At 59.2% G+C, this 16,862-nt stretch carries 18 protein-coding genes; 5 read left to right on the top strand and 13 right to left on the bottom strand.

Translation table 11 applies throughout. The features are described 5' to 3' along the window. From F468_RS0112810 to F468_RS0112785, 5 genes are all read right to left on the bottom strand, one after another. Positions 1-315, bottom strand: coding sequence for a c-type cytochrome (locus F468_RS0112810; RefSeq protein WP_018995326.1), 315 nt, complete (start codon positions 313-315; stop codon positions 1-3). A gap of 472 nt (positions 316-787) precedes the next feature. Further along, positions 788-1,300, bottom strand: a complete 513-nt coding sequence (locus tag F468_RS0112805; RefSeq protein ID WP_018995325.1) for a TlpA disulfide reductase family protein — start codon at positions 1,298-1,300, stop codon at positions 788-790. 3 nt (positions 1,301-1,303) lie between these two features. Further along, entirely contained in the window at positions 1,304-2,641 is a 1,338-nt protein-coding gene (locus F468_RS0112800) for a cytochrome-c peroxidase (protein WP_231362957.1), read from the bottom strand. 54 nt (positions 2,642-2,695) lie between these two features. Next, positions 2,696-4,504 (bottom strand): cytochrome c peroxidase, encoded by a 1,809-nt coding sequence (locus F468_RS0112790; protein WP_231373194.1) that lies wholly within the window; start codon positions 4,502-4,504, stop codon positions 2,696-2,698. 200 nt (positions 4,505-4,704) lie between these two features. Next, on the bottom strand, positions 4,705-6,126 hold the full coding sequence (locus F468_RS0112785) for a selenium-binding protein SBP56-related protein (protein ID WP_304412303.1): 1,422 nt from the start codon (positions 6,124-6,126) through the stop codon (positions 4,705-4,707). Between the two features lie 583 nt (positions 6,127-6,709). Here F468_RS0112785 and folB point away from each other — a divergent pair. Next, the gene (folB, locus tag F468_RS14380) at positions 6,710-7,054 is read left to right on the top strand and encodes a dihydroneopterin aldolase (protein ID WP_196801188.1); all 345 of its coding nucleotides are present in this window, start codon (positions 6,710-6,712) and stop codon (positions 7,052-7,054) included. A gap of 5 nt (positions 7,055-7,059) precedes the next feature. Here folB and F468_RS14780 read toward each other — a convergent pair whose 3' ends face one another. After that, entirely contained in the window at positions 7,060-7,872 is an 813-nt protein-coding gene (locus tag F468_RS14780; protein ID WP_369773909.1) for a RibD family protein, read from the bottom strand. A gap of 118 nt (positions 7,873-7,990) precedes the next feature. Between F468_RS14780 and F468_RS13830 the strand changes: the two genes are divergently transcribed. Further along, on the top strand, positions 7,991-8,368 hold the full coding sequence (locus F468_RS13830; RefSeq protein ID WP_038038899.1) for a 4a-hydroxytetrahydrobiopterin dehydratase: 378 nt from the start codon (positions 7,991-7,993) through the stop codon (positions 8,366-8,368). 43 nt (positions 8,369-8,411) lie between these two features. Here F468_RS13830 and F468_RS0112775 read toward each other — a convergent pair whose 3' ends face one another. Both F468_RS0112775 and F468_RS0112770 read right to left on the bottom strand, forming a co-directional pair. Beyond that, positions 8,412-9,656: a ribonuclease H-like domain-containing protein gene (locus F468_RS0112775; protein WP_018995323.1), complete on the bottom strand. Its 1,245-nt coding sequence runs from the start codon at positions 9,654-9,656 to the stop codon at positions 8,412-8,414. After that, on the bottom strand, positions 9,643-12,078 hold the full coding sequence (locus F468_RS0112770) for a DEAD/DEAH box helicase (RefSeq protein ID WP_018995322.1): 2,436 nt from the start codon (positions 12,076-12,078) through the stop codon (positions 9,643-9,645). Before F468_RS0112770 ends, F468_RS0112775 begins: the two co-directional genes overlap by 14 nt. A gap of 105 nt (positions 12,079-12,183) precedes the next feature. On the opposite strand from F468_RS0112770, the gene lexA reads away from it, so the two are divergent. Next, positions 12,184-12,831, top strand: a complete 648-nt coding sequence (gene lexA / locus F468_RS0112765) for a transcriptional repressor LexA (protein ID WP_018995321.1) — start codon at positions 12,184-12,186, stop codon at positions 12,829-12,831. A 137-nt stretch (positions 12,832-12,968) separates the two neighbouring features. Continuing rightward, complete coding sequence (locus tag F468_RS0112760) at positions 12,969-13,259, top strand: nucleotidyltransferase family protein (RefSeq protein ID WP_026278846.1); 291 nt, start codon at positions 12,969-12,971, stop codon at positions 13,257-13,259. A gap of 21 nt (positions 13,260-13,280) precedes the next feature. On the opposite strand, the gene F468_RS0112755 is transcribed toward F468_RS0112760, so the two are convergent. After that, positions 13,281-13,784: a hypothetical protein gene (locus tag F468_RS0112755; RefSeq protein ID WP_018995320.1), complete on the bottom strand. Its 504-nt coding sequence runs from the start codon at positions 13,782-13,784 to the stop codon at positions 13,281-13,283. Positions 13,785-14,268: 484 nt separating this feature from the next. Here F468_RS0112755 and F468_RS0112745 point away from each other — a divergent pair, with 484 nt between their 5' ends. Continuing rightward, complete coding sequence (locus tag F468_RS0112745; protein WP_018995319.1) at positions 14,269-15,219, top strand: PDC sensor domain-containing protein; 951 nt, start codon at positions 14,269-14,271, stop codon at positions 15,217-15,219. A gap of 37 nt (positions 15,220-15,256) precedes the next feature. Here the strand turns inward: F468_RS0112745 and F468_RS0112740 are convergent, their stop codons facing one another. From F468_RS0112740 to F468_RS0112725, 4 genes are all read right to left on the bottom strand, one after another. Continuing rightward, the gene (locus tag F468_RS0112740; RefSeq protein ID WP_018995318.1) at positions 15,257-15,526 is read right to left on the bottom strand and encodes a Txe/YoeB family addiction module toxin; all 270 of its coding nucleotides are present in this window, start codon (positions 15,524-15,526) and stop codon (positions 15,257-15,259) included. Next, positions 15,501-15,779 (bottom strand): type II toxin-antitoxin system Phd/YefM family antitoxin, encoded by a 279-nt coding sequence (locus F468_RS0112735; RefSeq protein ID WP_018139190.1) that lies wholly within the window; start codon positions 15,777-15,779, stop codon positions 15,501-15,503. Before F468_RS0112735 ends, F468_RS0112740 begins: the two co-directional genes overlap by 26 nt. A 290-nt stretch (positions 15,780-16,069) precedes the next feature. Then, positions 16,070-16,384: a HigA family addiction module antitoxin gene (locus F468_RS0112730; protein WP_018995317.1), complete on the bottom strand. Its 315-nt coding sequence runs from the start codon at positions 16,382-16,384 to the stop codon at positions 16,070-16,072. 12 nt (positions 16,385-16,396) lie between these two features. Beyond that, on the bottom strand, positions 16,397-16,678 hold the full coding sequence (locus F468_RS0112725) for a type II toxin-antitoxin system RelE/ParE family toxin (RefSeq protein WP_018861293.1): 282 nt from the start codon (positions 16,676-16,678) through the stop codon (positions 16,397-16,399). Positions 16,679-16,862 lie beyond the last annotated feature (184 nt).

Here is a 16,862-nt window from a genome sequence, read left to right as displayed (position 1 = left end):
TCAGAATCGGGCGAAGTACGACGCCATGGCGTCGATTTCTTCGTCGGTGTAACCCTTGGCGTGACGTTCCATGATCGTCGCGTCACGATCGCCATCGCGGAATGCCCGCATCTGACTGCCGATTACCTCCGGCGACAGGCGGGCGAGATCCGGCACGCCCTTTTCGGCGCCCGCGGCGTTGTGACACGCCTTGCACGAGGCCGCCATCAGCTGCCCGCGCGTCACTTCGTCGTTCTCCGCCAGAACGGTGCCGGGCACCGCGGCAGCCATCAGCAGCGAGGCCGCAAGCCCCGCGATGTACATGCGCATCTTCATTGAACAAACTCCTCTTCACTTCGTGTGAATCGCGTTAATGTCGGCAGCGTTGCAGCCTGCCATCTTCCTTGGCCCCGGTAATCACCTCAGGCCACATGCCGTCTTCCTGTTAGGGCCGCCCCGTCGCTCGATCGGTTCGCCTACTCCCCTTCCTGCGACGCGCCGTTCGCTGATCACGGGAATACGTTTACTCTTCGGTGCTCCCGCTGCTCATCTCAGGCCCGGTAACCCACACCTCATTACTACGCCAAAATTCGTAGACCATCCCGCCAGGGGATACCATTGCACGATCACCCGTGCTCCCTGTCCCAAAACCAACTGCCAGCGCCCCTTTTTAAATTCACACCGGTCCGCCGCCATCCTTGACTCCCAATGGCCCGACAATACCGCGATCCAAGGCATGGCACCTATCAAGACACTGAGATTGCCCTAACGCTTATTCCGACCGCGACTCTGCCCTTTCAGCCTCTCCTTACAGGCGCTCTCGGATAAACTCAATCACTTCAGGCGAATCCCACTTTCGCGGCCCGATCGCAATAAACTTCCTTTGGCCCGTGGTGTCGACCAGTATGGTAGTTGGCAATGCCTTGATTCCCCATTCTCCAAGATTGAGGCTTGCATCCTCTACCACGGGAAACGAAACCGGCACATCTTCAAGAAACTCGTCCATTGCCTCACCACCTGGACCCGCATGAACCGCCAGAATCTGGAGCTTATCCGAACCGAACTCCTGGTACAGCTTTTCCTTGGCGGGCATCTCCAACCGACACGGCGCGCACCATGTTGCCCAGAAATAGACCAGAACGACGCGGTCCCGATAATCACTCAACCGGTGTTCGCCACCCTGCACAGCCGGCAACACGAAATCCGGCGCCATCGGTTCCCCGGGTACAGGATCCATAGCCTGGTCCGCATTGGCGTTCCCGAAGAACAGCATCACCAAAAGAAAAACAACGCTATTAAACACTACAATGAAACGTCTCATCGATTACAAGCCCTCCCCAGGCTCCAGAGGTACAATACGTCTTTCCACCCCTACGTTCCCTACTGGAGCGGCGAATGCGTCGGACACCAGCTCTCTATACTCGCCGGTAAGGGACCGCAGGAAGGCGACCAAATCTTCCCGTTCTTGCTCAGTCAGACCCAATGGCTGAATCCGCTCATCCTGTAAAGGATTTTCTATACCACCGTCGTTATAGAATTCGACGACCGCTTCAAGTGAATCCAATGATCCATCGTGCATATACGGCGCTGTGAGCGACACATTCCGGAGGCTCGGCGTCTTGAAATGCCATCGATCATCAGGGTCTTCCGTGATCCTGTACCGCCCAAGATCTGGAGCAAGCCGGCTTCCAACCGTTCTAATCGTCTCCTCCGAAATGTTCATATAGACGCCAGGTGCAATCAACACTCGAGACCCCTCAGACGACCCCGACCGCCTTGAACGTTCTACTCCCACACCCGTGTTGTGCAGTTTCTGATCAGTGAACAAGGCGTAATCTTCCTTAACCGTATGACATGCAATACATTGCCCCCGACCCGAGAAGATCTCAAAGCCCCGGATTTGACTCTCAGTGATCGCATCTTCTTCATCACCGAAGTACCAGCGGTCGAAGGGAGAATTCCCCGATATCAGTGTCCGCTGATAGGCGGCAAGAGCCTTGGGAACCGTATCGATATCCGGCCCTCGCCCATCAAACGCCGCTTCGAAACGCCCGTCATAATCCGGCAGCGACTCGATCGTCTGCAAGACGTAGCCGATCGACGGGTTTGCCATTTCATTCTTGTCCAGCATCGGTTGCCAGGCCAGCTGCTCAAGCGACTCTTCTCTCGAATCGTGGAAAAGCTCATCAAAGAATCCAACGTTATACAGAGTCGGGGCATTGCGACCAACGGATCTGCCCATTATTCCAACAGCTGTTCTCGTCTCATTATTGGTGAAGCCCTGCTCGGCAATGTGGCACATCGCACATGACTGGGTTCTATTCAAAGAGAGCCTGCGATCAAAGAAAACCTTTCGGCCTAGTGCAACTCGCTCTTCAGTCAACGGATTGGACTCTGGAATTTCCAGTGGAGGTAGGCCCAGCATGCCTTGCTTTGCCCGGCCGACAAGATCTGCCGGAACACCGATACGTGACTCCAAGGCGAGTGATCGGGTCTGAAAATCCGGCCTGTCATATCCTCTTCGGTCATCGCCTGGGCGATCGAAAATATTTTCACCCGAATCAGCAGAAGAATCGGTATCCTCCGCATAATCCGCGCTCGCCATAAAGGACAGTAACAATGCCGACCCGATGCCAGCTAGGATCCAGAGTCCAGTTTTCATATTAGCCTTCCAACCGTTCATCCCTGCACCTTTCTACCTTAAGCGTGGCGGTTATCATCGTTTAATATCGGCGTTGTCACCCGTCAAGGTCTTGAGAAACGCTACCAGGGCCGCCTTCTCCTCTGTGCTGAGACCCAAGGGTTGTATCAGTGCTGACTGATACCTGTGGGGGACGCCTCCGCGGTCATAGTAAGCAACGACTCCTTCCAGGCTGCCAATAGAGCCATCGTGCATGTACGGCGCTGTCAGCTCCACGTTTCTTAGGGACGGCGTACGGAACTTCCAGCGATCCGCCGGGTTCAATGTCACCTCATACAGACCAAGATCGTTATATGCGCGTTGTTCCGTACCTGTCAGCGCTTCTTCGTTGATGTTAATTGTTTGGCCTGCGACCTCGATCTGCCGACGTTTGGGCCGAAGCCCCATCGAATGCTCGTACCCAATCCCCGTGTTATGCAGGGAGTTATCCGTGAACAGCGCATAGTCTTCATTGACCGTATGGCATGCGGCACAGTTGGCTCGATCGCGAAACACTCTGAAACCCAGCTCTTCCTCCTCATTCAGAGCATTCGACTCCCCCCCGAAATACCACCGGTCGAACCGTGAGTCGCCGGAGACGATCGTGGTCATGTACGCCGAAAGCGCCGCCGCGACGTTAGAAACAGTCGCACCCTCTCCGTCAAACACCTGCTCGAACTTTGCCTCCAGGTCCTCGTTGGAGCGCAGACGCTGCAAGACCTGGCCCATCGAACGATTACCGAGGGAGGGCTGGTCAAGCAGCTTTCCCCAAACCAAGGTGTCTAGAGAGAATTCCCTACCATCCCAGTACAGGCGATCCTGATAGGCGACATTAAAAAGCGAACTCGAGTTTCTGCGCAGACTTTGTCCGCCAATGCCCACCGCACGACTCACGGCGTTCTGAGAAAATCCTTCTTGTGGCTTGTGGCAGGACGCACACGCCAAAGTATTGTTGGACGATAGAACCGGGTTTCGGAACAGTTCGCGCCCGAGGTTTGCACGATCGGCACTCAAGGCGTCCTTCTTTGCGGCCGAGAGCGATGGAAGACCCAGCGGGGCCTCTTCTACCCTACCGAGAAGCAACTCACCCCACGCCTCATCCGTTAGCGTGTGATCTGGGTCATCATCGTACTTTCGGACGGAGGACTTCCCTGCTTCTTCCAGCATCAGCGTGCGAACATCGGTCAACAACAACTCGGGGTGTAGAAAATCGACGCTGTAGATGTTCCTTATACGTTGATCTCGATCAATCAGATACACACGCAGCACGTGTGCAAAATGGCCAGTGAAATTCCCTTCCTTGTCATGCATCCGATTCACCGCTTGACCGTAATCCGAAAGGATTGGGTCCAGCGCGTCTTCGGACTCGGTCGTCAGGAATTTCCAGCTCGCTGTCTCCTGCGTGAAAGCCCTCCGGTACGAGGCCATCACGTCAGGCGAGTCGTTATTGGGATCGAACGACAATGTCAAGAGACGGACGTCACCGTCCAAGTCACTGTCATTCCGAATCTTTTGATGAATCTGTTGCATGACAAATGTTGCCAGGGGGCAACCATTCACGTCATCGCACGAGGTGTACACAAAGCTCAACAGGACGTATTGATCGTCGAACAGATCTTTTAATTCGGCAGAGTCCCCAGTTTCAAGCAAAACATCTCCGGAAGGTGCATTCTTGATTGGTGGCAACCGGTAAGTTCCTGGCTCCGGGAGCTTAAACCCCAACGAACCATATCCGGGAGCAAGAGGTACGTCTTCAGAAGATTGAGCGGCAGCGCCGTCGGTGTGGCGGCCGAGATCATGACCGTCTTGGGCCCACAGCGTATTAGGTACCAGTGCAATGGTCATTAACAAAAGCAAGACACTACGCGGGAAAGAGATCAGTCGACTAATAGAGAGATATCGGATGCACATAAATACTCCGAAGGAAAATCTAGGAGAAAGGGTATCGGCCCAACGGGCCGATACCAATGACCCCAAGCAGGAGAATCAGAGTCTATTCCATGGCCTTGGCTCCAATTCCCCAAACACGGAGGTCTCCATGTCTCCTACCTTTCAGAGGTCTCCTTGGCGGAGAGGATCAATTCGTCAAAGACTGTGTCCTTCATCTTCTCCGAATCGCCGCTCTTTGCAAGGCCGCCCTCAAACAAGCTCGCAGAGTTGAACGTGATCAAATGCGCCCGACCAAGATTCTCTTCGTAGAAATCAATAGTCCACGCTTCAGTCAGCTCGTAGTTACTCTTGTCGAAATGGTACTTGCGGAAGAACTGTTCGTCCTGGTCTCCTTTCTTGTCCCAGTTCGACAGGAGCGAAGTGCTGAAATACACTCGGTCGCCATCCCAGCTCTGGGAAACCATGTTGACCTGTGCGCCGATCTTCCGCTCTTTCACCAGCTTCGCATTGAACGGATCCGAAACATCGAAGAGCCGGGTCTTGCCATCCATAAAGGTGTTGATCCAGAGGTAGCGGTCATCGGAGGAAATTGAGAAGGCGACTGGAAGCGGAACGTCTTCCGGATTACCAATGGTACCGACCTCTTTGGCGGACCACCCTTCTTCCACATCGTCATAGATCACGTAGATCTTCGACGTTAGCGCCGTCGTAACGAAGCAATAGTTGGCACCCCACGCACACCGGATTTCCAAGGGCGCACCGGGGACGTCAAGGACGCGCTTCGCTTGCCGTTCGTGCAAATCCCACACGACGGCGGTATTCCCGAACCGCTGCATGGCTTCCGGGTCCTCGAGCATCTGCCCGAAGTCCATCATGTAATTCGTCCAGCCAGTGAACGAAGACGTGATCATCGCATTTGCTGCAGGCAGGAACCGAACGTCATAGCCATAGCCGTCGGCAAAGTCGCCCGTTTTCTCCGCACCCTGGAGGTTTTCGTCCGTGGGCATCCAGTAGGTTTCGACAAACTCGCCCTCGTTGGTGTATTCGACCAGAGCCGTTCGGCCACCGTGATCGCGGTCGTTCGAGAGCGCACTGATAATCATCCGGCCTGGCAGTGCGAAAAAGCTGTGCGGCCCAACGACACCGCCGGTTTGTTCCACAAAGTCGTCAATCGTCTTGACCAGCTTCGGATTGGATGGGTCCGTGTGCACGTCAAAGATGAAGATCTTATTCGAGTCCAGACCACCCGCCCACAGATAGCGGCGATCATCGGTATAGCCAGAATGGTGTGCCTCGTTCTGACCACCAACCGACACATAGTTGATGACTTCTCCGTAGGTGTCGGAATTGGGATCGACATCAACGGTTACCAGCTTGTCCTGTTCATCGCCTACGCCGTTTTCACCCAGCGTCCAGACGTATGCGTACTCTTCATGCCCGGTGATCTTGGGCGAGTACGGCGACACACAGGTCTCATCCGCCGAGGCGACTCCCGCTCCTCCAAGCCCAAAGCCGAGCATCACTGCTGCAGCTACCGGGGTCATCATCGTTCGCAGTTTCGTGTAACCTTTCTTCATCACTCCTCACCTCTTCTTGTCGCAGGTGGCGTCGAGCGCGTGCTCTGCCACCCTCCTTGAATCGCGCCACCGGGCGCCGCCAATGACGCATAGCCCCAAGCCGTTGCTAGCTCGGCAATTCATCTCCAACCTAGTACAGCAATCTGCACATAAAACAGCCGTAGAAATACGTACGGGCGTAGTAATACCTATTCGGTGAGGAGGAATTACGACCCGACCTCTATAACGCTTGTCTCTGGATCCCTCTCCATGATTACATCAGAAGCGAATGTGTGGCGAGCCCAATCCAGTGATCAGCGGAACACCCAGAGGTACTCCTGATCATCTCTCCAACGCACAGGCCCAATACACCGGACCTACCATGTGATGGGATCGACAAGACTCAGAGGAAAGCGTAGGCCCAATACCCACCTCGATAATGAAGACCTAAAGGACACTTAAATAGGAGGATTGACCTGGAATCAGTGCAAAGCGAGCCGATCCAGGCGATTCATCAGTAGGATTGCGAACGCACAACTAAAGGCAAGACGCTTGCGCCGCAATATAACAGAGCTTTGAGGGGCCGAATATGGGAATACTTTCAGTGAAAGATATCCGTTTCAGAAGCCGACATGGGAATCTCGATTTCGAGCGGGAGGTCGGGAACACTTTTTCCATCGACCTAATATGCCAAACCGATCTGCGCAAGGCAGCAAAAACTGACCGCCTGTCCGACACCCTGGACTATGCGCCCGCAGTCGCAGCCGTAAGAGAGATCATGGAAGGGGAATCGGTACATCTAATCGAAACGCTGCTGGACCGAATCGGCGAATCGTTGATGGCACGATTTCCAGACATAATGTCACTCGAGGTTCACCTACGAAAACTACACCCTCCTATCCCGGAAACCTGCGAATATGTCGAATTGGTCGACCATTGGGAGCGTTAATGAGCCTAATTGGGCTTGCGATTGGCAGCGAGATGTTCCCTTGAGAAACACGTGAAGAATTGGCCTGGCGCCACTTCTGTCGGCAGTTGGTAGAAAAGCGACTCTAGTCGGAACCGACGCAAGCCCGGCAAAGTCGGCCCTCGGAACATGGTATGGAATTCTGATCCACCCAAGAGACAATGACTAGCCGTCAAGTAAAGCCGGGACAGAACATCGGAATAAACCATCGAGGCTAGCACCCTGGGCCCCGCCAACAAATATATACTCCGATAGCCGGCGGACCCTAGCCGCTTAACAAGGGGCGCTCCATCGACCCAACGACCTTCATCTTCGGCCCATACATCGAAGCCTTGTGATCGAAGTGATTTTACACGATCAGAATTGGCCCTCTTGCCAGTTGCGACAATAACCCGCTGGTCACTTGTTTCGGATTTTTGAGGAGTTGGAAAATCCAATGAGGAACTTACGATTACGATATCGGGCTGTTCTTTAAGGCCACGGTGAACGCGCCAATCAAGCAGGTGCCGGGTATCCGGATCGATTCCAACCTTAAGGATATTGCCCAGTCGTCCGGCGGCGAGAGCCCGCAGGTAGGCGCCGTGCACGATTATGCAGTCCGACTGTGCTTCTAGCTCTTGCAACAGGTATATATCTTCGGCTGAACCCATTGCTTCGGGTATGTACGAGTCCGCCTCATCGCGACCTAAAGCAACACGCCCGTCCATGCTCGCGATAAAGTTCCCATACACGAAAGGCTTTTCGTTTGTCCCAAGGAGGTGCAATTGATGCCCCAAGTAGAGGCCTAAGACTGAACGCATTTGGGACGGAGCAGGATATAGCTGAAGAAGTTCTGTATTAATCATCGTATAAAGGCCAAGATTTTACGTAGTCGTCGCAACGGTCACCAGTATTATAGGCAATAGCTGGAGATATGAAATGAGTAAGGATCGCCGAGATGATACGACCTATAGCGTGGATGAGATAAATGCCAGGCTTCAGGAGGAATTACCTCACTGGTACTATAAAGATGGGTGGATTCGTCGGAAATATCGAACGAATGGCTGGAAGGGAACTCTAATGGTTATCGGGGCAGTCGGCCATGTTGCCGAAGCCGCGTGGCATCACCCGGACATTAGCGCTTCTTATGCATTCGTCATCGTGAAGCTCATGAACCACGCCGCTAAGGGCGTGACAGACAAGGATTTCGAGCTGGCGCGCAAGATTGAGGAGATGGTGCACTGGCAGCCGGATCCTAACGGTGCACTAGAGGGGACGCCCGACGATTCGCGTTTTCGCTACATCAAGTACGATTAAGCTGGGTCAGGCGACTTTCTTCGGCATCAGCGCGCGCTCTGACTTAACGATTATCGGCTCGCACCCGCTCACGTAGTCTCTTTAGACGGACTTGGGCCTCTGGTGCGCGCGGAAGCTGTTCGGCGTAGTGTAACGCCCGATCCCAGTCTCCTCGCTGGTGCTCGTGATACTTCGCCAGGGCCTCCAGGGCCTCCTGGTGGCCCTCTTCGGCCAACGCTTCCCAGATCGGCACTGCGCGATCAAAACGCTGCGTACGACGCCACTCCCGTGCCAGCCAGAGCTTTCCCCGTGGCGACAGGCTTTCCTCGCCCACTTCAAGGATCCGGCGGGCGGCGTCTTTCCCATCCAGTCGCTCCACGAGTCGTGCGGCCCCTTCGATCGAGCCCTTATGGGACAGTGGATCCTCCAGTACCCGAGCCAGCACGGGGCCCAGTAGGGTCAGGGAGAGGATGTCGTCGGTGTTGTGTTGAATCACGCGCTCCAGCTCATCGCTGCGGCCGGAGGCGAGATAGGCCTTCCAGGCCCACGGGGCCTCCGACCCGGGCAGGTCGTCCTGGCGATCCAGCGCCAGCAAACGTTCCTCGACCGTGCGCAGCCGACAGTCGGGCCAGGCGTGCCCGAACAGGCTGCGCACCGGGTGCAGGAAATCGGTGTGTGCAGTCTCCGGCACATCCGGACGGCGCTGCATGCGGCGGCGATCACGCAGCAGCGGCAGGTCGAAGGTCTTGCCGTTGTAGCTGACCAGGTGATCGCATTCGTCCAGGGCGGCGTCGACCGCGGCCAATAACGCGCCCTCTCCCGCAAACGCGGTCATCAGCCACTGGCGCAACCGGACCCGTCCGCCCTCCAGCGTGGCCAGGCCGACCAGAAACGCGACGGTCCCGGCACCTCCGGCAAGGCCCGTGGTCTCGGTGTCGATGAAGCCTACCCGCGGAGCTGGGCTCCAGAACGGACTCGCCGAAGCGCGCGCCATCGAGAGTGCATACCGTCCATGCGCGTGGTCATCGGGGATCACCCGGTCGATCTCGATCACATGCTCGGCGAGTCGTTCTCCTCCCAGTCGGTTCGCCAGCGCCTCAGGTGACACCGCCTTCCGGCGTGATGGGGTCTTCGCTCGGGTGCGCCCGGTCCCGGCCACGCCCATCCGATCCAGCCGCGCCCGGATCTCGTCGAGCACATTGCCGCTGCCGGGCGCGATAGGAGAGGACTCGGTCGACGCTCGGCCAGGTGCCGGTGGCTCGCTACCGGCCTGGCGACGCAGCGTGTTCAGGCGGTCATGCAGACCCATGGGATTCCAGGCCTTCGAGGACCGTGATGGCGGCCTGTTTCGGGGAGAACCCGCGGACCTCGTCGCTTGCGAGGATCGGGCCGATGCATCCCGGACAGCCATGGGCGCAGTCGCACTGCCGGATGAGGCTCAGTGCATCTCGGATCACCCGTTCACGGCTATCGAACAGGGGCGCGGAGAGACCTACACCACCCGGATAATGGTCGTACAGGAACACGGCGGGCCGGAACCGGCCTTCCTGCTCCGGATCGCACTCGCCGCCATCCAGCGTGCGGAGCTGGCCGCGGCCGTTCGATCCCACAGTGGCGAACCACCGGGCATCGCCATCACCGACCGCCCGTCCCAGATCCTGCGGCTCGGCCATCACGACGAGCGAAGCCACGTGGTGCATTGCATACGCAGCGCCCAGAAAACCGTCCAGGGCCTCGTGGCGCGAGGCAAAGCGTTGCTCCAGCGTATCCGGTGCCATCTGCCACCAAACGGCCGTGGTGTGCATCTCTTGGTCCGGAAGATGGATGTTGCCGTACCCGATGTTCTCGTGAGTGTAATAGCGGATCTTCTTGTACCCCGGGATGCGCCGGACGATGTGCACCTCGCCGCGGGCGGCCTCACCCTCCCCTGCGGGTGAGCGCTCGAAGTCATCCAGGATCTTCAGACGCGTGTAGTCGATCGCGTCGGTGTAGTAGTCCGCGCGGGTGCGCGTGACGAACGCTTTGCGCCCGGTCCAATCCAGCCGCTCGACCTGGTAGGGCACGGCCTGGACCAGATAGATCGCCCCTTCGTAAAGCGTCTCGGCCGCACTGGAGAAATCCACCTCGGCGATGATCTGCTGCTGACCCTGGATGGTGTCCACCACCACGAAGTTGCCCTCAGCGACTGAGCGGAGGCTGACGCTCTGGGCCGGGTAGCTGTCTTCGGTCCAGTGCCAGGTGTCGGACTCCCGGTGCAGCACGCCCTGCTCCTCGAGATACGCCAGCAGCGACTCCAGATCCTCGCCCCCGAACGTCTCGCCCTTGCGAAAGGGCAGCTCGAAGGCGGCGCAGCGCACATGGTCCAGCAGGATCAGGAGCTGATCCGGCGCGATGCGGGCCTGCTCCGGGGACTGGCCGAGGAAAAACTCCGGATTGCGGATGATGTACTGGTCCAGCGGATCGGAACTGGCGACCAGCACCCCCAGCGAAGGACGGTTGCGCCGGCCGGCCCGGCCCAGGCGCTGCCAGGTGCTGGCAATGGTCCCGGGGTACCCGGTCAGCAGGCAGACATCCAGGCTGCCGATATCCACCCCCAGCTCCAGTGCGGAGGTAGCGATGACGCAATCGACGTTGCCGTTGCGCAGCGCCTTCTCGGTCTGGCGGCGCTCGTTCGGGAGGTAACCACCGCGGTAGGCCGCGACGCGCGTGGCCTTGCGCGGATCGTTATCGAATACATCCTTCATGTAGCGGGTGATCACCTCGACCATCAGTCGCGTGCGCGCAAAGATGATGGTGGTGAGCTTGCCCCGCAGGGCCATGCGCGCGATGCGCGTGACCTGGGAACGGGCCGAGGCGCGGATGCCGAGGTCCGCATTAACCACCGGAGGGTTCCACAGCAACAGGTGACGTTCCCCGACCGGTGCCCCGCTCTCGGTGATCGCCGTCACCGGCTCGCCGACCAAGCCCGAGGCCAGTTCTTCCGGGTTGGCAATGGTGGCCGAGCTCATAATGAAGACCGGGTCCGCCCCGTAGAACCGACAGATACGGCGCAGCCGGCGCATCACGTTCGCCACGTGGGAACCGAACACGCCGCGATAGGTGTGCGTCTCGTCGATCACAACGTACTGAAGGCTCTCGAAGAACTGGGCCCACTTGGTGTGGTGTGGCAGGACGCCCTGGTGAAGCATGTCCGGGTTGGTAACGACGATGTCGCCGCGGGTGCGCACCGCCTTTCGGGCATCCCCCGGGGTATCGCCGTCGAACGTGTAGGCACGGACTCCCAGGTCCCCGGCCTCATTGAGCTCCATGAGCTCCGCGACCTGGTCCTGCGAGAGCGCCTTGGTCGGGAACAGATACAGCGCCTTGGCCTTCTGCGCGCGGGCTGCCTGCAGCACCGGGAGGTTGTAGCAGAGGGTTTTCCCCGACGCGGTTGGCGTAACCACTACCGTGTGGTGGCCAGCGCGGATCTGGTCCCAGGCCGCGCGCTGGTGGCTGTAGAGGCGTTCCACGCCGCGCGATCGGAGAGCGCCGGCAATGGCCGGATCAAGATCGGTGGGCAGATCCGCGTACTGGGCCGGCCGTGCCGGGAGGACCAGCTCGCCGGTAATGCGCTTGGCGTAGCGCTCCTTGATGCGCTCGACCAGGCGTCGTGCACCCGCCTCGCCACCCTGGGGTTCGGCGCTCAGCTCGGGGACAGAATCTTCGGGGAGGACGCGCGCCGGTTCGGTCATGGCAATCTTCTCGCGGGAGCCGTACAGTGGCGATCATAGCTTGGAGAACAAAGGGAGAACAATGTTCTCTTGCCTGTGCGATCACGAACCTGGAGAACGGATGCCATGGAGGCAGTGACCCCGCACCAGCGTCGCGTGCTCGAAGCCCTGCAGCGCTTCGCCGCCGAGGGCCATGCGCCGAGTCTGGATGAACTGGCCGAGACCTTGGGCCTGCGCTCACGGGGATCCCTTCACAAGCACATCCGCGCCCTGGAAGCGGCCGGCTATGTAAAGCCCGCCCGTGGCCGCCATCGAGGGATCCGCCTGGCCGATGGCCTGGAAGCGTCGTTCCCGCCGGAAGACGAAGCGCCCGCGAGGGGTTCCTGGGGTCCCGACACCCTGCCCCTTCTCGGACGCATCGCCGCCGGACAACCGATTGAGGCATTGGCACATCCGGAAGCCGTCGAGGTCCCTCCGGCCCTTCGCGGCCGGGGTGAGTGTTACGTCCTCGAGGTCAAGGGCGACTCCATGCAGGACGCCGGCATCCTGGACGGCGACTGGGTCGTGATCGAGTCCCGTAGTCACGCCCGCAACGGTGAGATCGTGGTCGCTCTAATCAATGGCGAGGAAGCCACCCTTAAACGGATCGAGCAGACGCCGAACGGCATCCTGCTTCATGCAGAGAATCCGGCGTATAACCCACTGACCGTTGACGCGGAAGCACTCGAGATCCAGGGCGTGCTCGTCGGGCAGATGCGCCGATACGCTCCGTGATGGAGTGCCCGTCTAACCGCATGAATGGGTCGGGAGACCAATCTGAAAGCGCATACGCCAAACAGCGGCTTATCCACCAGCGGCTGTCAGAACTCCAAAAGTTAAGCTGAGCCATAGGATTGACAGGTAATCGAGCCGTGAGACCATCAGTCGCACTCAGACATCATCGCGCCGCGGTCCAGCAGATCGTCGAACGGCACCACGCCAGGAACGCTCGCGTCTTTGGTTCAGTTCTCCGTGGAGACGACAAACCAGGAAGCGATCTGGATTTGCTCGTCGATCCGACTGAAGAGACCTCTCTACTGGACATCGGTGCAATCCGCGGTGAATTGACTGAACTGCTCGGGGTGGAAGTCGACGTCGTCACCCCCGGCGCGCTCCCCGAAAAGTGGAGATCTCAGGTGCTCGAGACAGCGCGAGCCATATGAGCGAAAGGGCCGGAGCACGCGCTATGGCGTCAGCAGTGCCAGTTCTGAATGCTCGTCGTTCGCCTTCAGCATAACGAGAGCCCAACAAACCCCGTACACCCAGCGGTGCCGGGCAGCCTCGCCACTTCGTCGGTGCCGGGCAACCACGACGCCTCTGCGTTTCTCGGGGCGATGCTCCGCGAACGGCGCGGGATTGGCGTCACCAGACTCGAGCGTGACCGGTGCGCGCTGCGCCCAGTATTGATACTGCCCCATCGGCGTTTCTCGGCCTTCACCCTTACCTGAGAAAAGCATGTATTCGAAGGCATCATCGAGCTGCGTCTCTCGGAGGAACCGCACCCATAGATTGAGCGCGGGCAAGGTCGGCAAGACAACGTCGAACGGACCAGTCGCTAGCTTGCCTGACAGAAAGATCCGAAGGAGCCGCGCGCGTTCTTCCTTGCTCCAGACGCCCTTCACACCCAGGAGTAGCTGGACCGCTTCCCTCGATAACCCCAGTCCCTGTTGAGTCCGGGGTGAAGACATGATCCGTTCATGGCGCCCTGTGGGAGGTCTGCGAAAGTGCTCCGGAAGGTCCGATAGCCAGGCCCTCAAGGCATCCAGTGTGGGCCCTTGCCATGGTCCTACAAAACGAACGACCTTCGGGTCGTCCTCCGACGCTCGATTCAAGTGCTGAGTCGATGAACGTAGTGATTCATCGTGATCTCGGTCGTCAGGTGCCCCATGAGCGCGCTGATTAGCCGTAGGCTGCGGCGCTGAACCGCATCCGCGCGCGCCGCGAGTTCCGTGCCGAATTCTTCCGCGAACCCGCGCCCAACCAGCTTCTGCTGGAGGGCACTGAAAGGCCGTAATGGCGACACACCCAACGGCCTGGCGCTATCCGACCACAGGATGCATCGAGTCGGTTGTTGCGCCACCGCCGGTCCTGCGGCACCCTCGCGGGACTTCCGCGCCTGGCGGGCGTGTTCCCAACGGCATCCTCCGAGCGAAGGCCATGAGTGAAGCGACAATGACGGCGGTGGCCCGGCAGCGACTGCTGCTCCAGGGGCAACTGTCGACCGCCCTGGCGCGGCTGGTGACCCCCTGTGCCGAGAGATGGGGTGATCGCGAGGCCCTGGAGCAGCGACTCGCGGTGGCTCTGGGCGCACTGCCGTCCTGCAAGTACCTCTATGTGCTCGATCATCGCGCTCACCAGGTGACCGCCAACGTATCCCCAGAAGGCCCCTTGCCAGACCAGGCCGGACGGGATCGCAGCACCCGGCCCTACCTGGCCGATGCCCTGGCCGGTGCCGAGTTTTCCATGTCGTCGGCCTACATCAGCCGCAACCGGCGCCGCCCTACCCTGACGGCCGTGCAACGGCTGACCCAAAGCGATGGCACATTGCTGGGGTTCCTGGGGGCGGACTTCGACCTGCGGGAGCTGCCCCTGACCCGCGACCTCTATCAGCAGCCGGACCAATGGATGCAGCTCAAGGGGGATCCAGCGATCCGCGGGGGTCTGTTCAACCAGCATCGGGTGGACAGCCCGCTCGACACCCGTATCGACGAGGTACTGGACCTCCTGACCGAGCTGGTGGCCGCCCACGGCGTATTCCACGGCAAGCTGCATTTCTCCAGCTCCCGGGCCACCTTGTGGCTGCGCGACGACCCATTCCGCTACCGCTTGCTGGACTACGAGGACCTCACGGATCCCGGGATCTGTCTCGCCTATCCTCAGCGGGCCTACCCCGAGGAGGCATTACTCTCCACGGAGCAGGTAGCCGCGGTGTTCCGTACCTTCCGTGAGCTGCGCTTCATGGACGACACGATCTACCTGCGCTCCGGCTCCCTCAATATCTTCAACGGCATGGTTGGCCTCAACTTCTCCTGTGACGGGTCCCACTACATGAGCGGGCAGGAGTTTCTGGCCAAACGCCTGGACTTCTGGCTGGGCTCCGGAGAAGAGCACGAAAGCCCGTAATCCCTCGGCCTCCGGGGAAGGGCAACCTGGGCAAGAATCACAACGCGTCGTAATGGCCCCCGATCGCGAAGATATAGATGGCTTGATCGTCGAAGCGGTAGATCAGTCGGTCCCGGGCGGAGAGACGTCGGGACCAGAAGCCCGAGAGCGAATGCCGGAGGGGTTCCGGCTTCCCGGTTCCGGTGGCCGGGTCGTTCCGGAGCATCTCCTTCAGGATCCGGCGCAGGGTTCGATGCAGCTTTGGGTCGCGCTCCCGGAGCGTTTCGTACGCGGCCCAGGTATTACCCTCGAATACCAGTGATCTCATCGATCTCCCCTTCCGTGGGTCGATAACCGTCTCCCTTCCGATGGGTGGCGGCGGAGTCCGCAATCTGCTGCATCAAGCTGGAGTTCTGAAGCACATAGAGCGTTTCCTGCTCCCGCTCCCAGTCATCCGCGCTCATCACTACGAAGGCTTCACCCGCGCGCCGCGTCACCTTGAGCGGGGTGTGCGTGGATACCGCTTCCTCGACAAAGGCCTTCAGGTTCTCACGAAACCGGTTGACGCTTACTGTTTCCATGGTCGCTCCGAACCGTACGGTAATTCAGTACGAGAATAGACCAATTATTGGGGGTGATTCAATCGCCAAACATGGCTGGAAGCATGCGAAAGTGGACACCCATCTTGTTCACATGCCGCCACAGCCCCTTTCTCTCGTAGGAGCCCAGCCCTCTGGGCGATGGGGCACTGGACATGCCCGCTCGGCGAGAGGGCTCGCCTCCTACAGTGGTAGGACCCAGCCTCACCAGGGAACGGGCGTGGGGTGATTCCGTTGCTACAGGCTACGGACATGCCCCTTGGGGCGCTGGGTCAGGCGGCGTCTAGTGGGTGGATGCGGTTTATGTCGTCCTGAATGGCCTGGGCGGCGTCCCAGAGGTCCACGGCACGTTGAGCATTCATCCAATACTCCGGGGTAGTCCCGAACAGCCGTGCGAGCCGCAGTGCCATCTCCGGACTTAGAGCTCGACGTTCGCGCAGCAGTTCGTTGATGGACTGGCGCGATACGCCTGCCGCCTTGGCCAACTCCGCGGTACTCAGGCCAAAATCCGGAAGAAAGTCCTCGCGCAGCATTTCACCCGGATGGGTCGGCCGCCGCTTCAGGCCGGTGGTGTTGGTGATGCTCATCACTATTGCCTCCTAGTGATAATCCGTGATTTCGACATCGAAGGCGTCGCCATCCTCGAACCGGAAGCAGAGCCGCCACTGGTCATTGACGGAGATTGCATACTGACCCTTGCGATCTCCTTCCAGCGCGTGCAGCCGATTGCCGGGAGGAACCCGCAAGTCATCAAGCTGCTCGGCTACCGAGAGATAGTCCAACTTGCGGACCGCCCTTCTGGCAACATCTGGCGGGATCCGCTTCGACTTCCCTGTCGCGTACAACTCTTGCGTACGCCGATCCGCGAACGTCTTGATCATGGCACCAATGTCTCGTATCACGTGACACGTGTCAATCTGCTAGCTAACGCGGCGAGAAAGCGGAGTCCCATCTTGTTCACATGGCGCCACAGCCCCTTTCTCTTGTAGGAGCCCAGCCCTCTGGGCGATGGGGCACTGGACATGCCCGCTCGGCGAGAGGGCTCGCCTCCTACAGTGGGTAAGC

The organism is Thioalkalivibrio sp. ALJ2 (assembly GCF_000378325.1).
GTDB lineage: Bacteria > Pseudomonadota > Gammaproteobacteria > Ectothiorhodospirales > Ectothiorhodospiraceae > Thioalkalivibrio.
The sequence above is the reverse complement of the archived record's forward strand: the minus strand, read 5'-3'. Positions and strand labels throughout refer to the sequence as shown.

Excerpts from the sequence above, each read along its gene's own strand:
- F468_RS0112810 (WP_018995326.1), bottom strand. The coding sequence starts at position 315 with ATGAAGATGCGCATGTACATCGCGGGGCTTGCGGCCTCGCTGCTGATG.
- F468_RS0112805 (WP_018995325.1), bottom strand. The coding sequence starts at position 1,300 with ATGAGACGTTTCATTGTAGTGTTTAATAGCGTTGTTTTTCTTTTGGTG.
- F468_RS0112800 (WP_231362957.1), bottom strand. The coding sequence starts at position 2,641 with ATGAAAACTGGACTCTGGATCCTAGCTGGCATCGGGTCGGCATTGTTA.
- F468_RS0112790 (WP_231373194.1), bottom strand. The coding sequence starts at position 4,504 with ATGACCATTGCACTGGTACCTAATACGCTGTGGGCCCAAGACGGTCAT.
- F468_RS0112785 (WP_304412303.1), bottom strand. The coding sequence starts at position 6,126 with ATGAAGAAAGGTTACACGAAACTGCGAACGATGATGACCCCGGTAGCT.
- F468_RS14780 (WP_369773909.1), bottom strand. The coding sequence starts at position 7,872 with ATGCGTTCAGTCTTAGGCCTCTACTTGGGGCATCAATTGCACCTCCTT.
- F468_RS13830 (WP_038038899.1), top strand. The coding sequence starts at position 7,991 with ATGAGTAAGGATCGCCGAGATGATACGACCTATAGCGTGGATGAGATA.
- F468_RS0112775 (WP_018995323.1), bottom strand. The coding sequence starts at position 9,656 with ATGGGTCTGCATGACCGCCTGAACACGCTGCGTCGCCAGGCCGGTAGC.
- F468_RS0112770 (WP_018995322.1), bottom strand. The coding sequence starts at position 12,078 with ATGACCGAACCGGCGCGCGTCCTCCCCGAAGATTCTGTCCCCGAGCTG.
- lexA (WP_018995321.1), top strand. The coding sequence starts at position 12,184 with ATGGAGGCAGTGACCCCGCACCAGCGTCGCGTGCTCGAAGCCCTGCAG.
- F468_RS0112755 (WP_018995320.1), bottom strand. The coding sequence starts at position 13,784 with ATGTCTTCACCCCGGACTCAACAGGGACTGGGGTTATCGAGGGAAGCG.
- F468_RS0112745 (WP_018995319.1), top strand. The coding sequence starts at position 14,269 with ATGACGGCGGTGGCCCGGCAGCGACTGCTGCTCCAGGGGCAACTGTCG.
- F468_RS0112740 (WP_018995318.1), bottom strand. The coding sequence starts at position 15,526 with ATGAGATCACTGGTATTCGAGGGTAATACCTGGGCCGCGTACGAAACG.
- F468_RS0112735 (WP_018139190.1), bottom strand. The coding sequence starts at position 15,779 with ATGGAAACAGTAAGCGTCAACCGGTTTCGTGAGAACCTGAAGGCCTTT.
- F468_RS0112730 (WP_018995317.1), bottom strand. The coding sequence starts at position 16,384 with ATGAGCATCACCAACACCACCGGCCTGAAGCGGCGGCCGACCCATCCG.
- F468_RS0112725 (WP_018861293.1), bottom strand. The coding sequence starts at position 16,678 with ATGATCAAGACGTTCGCGGATCGGCGTACGCAAGAGTTGTACGCGACA.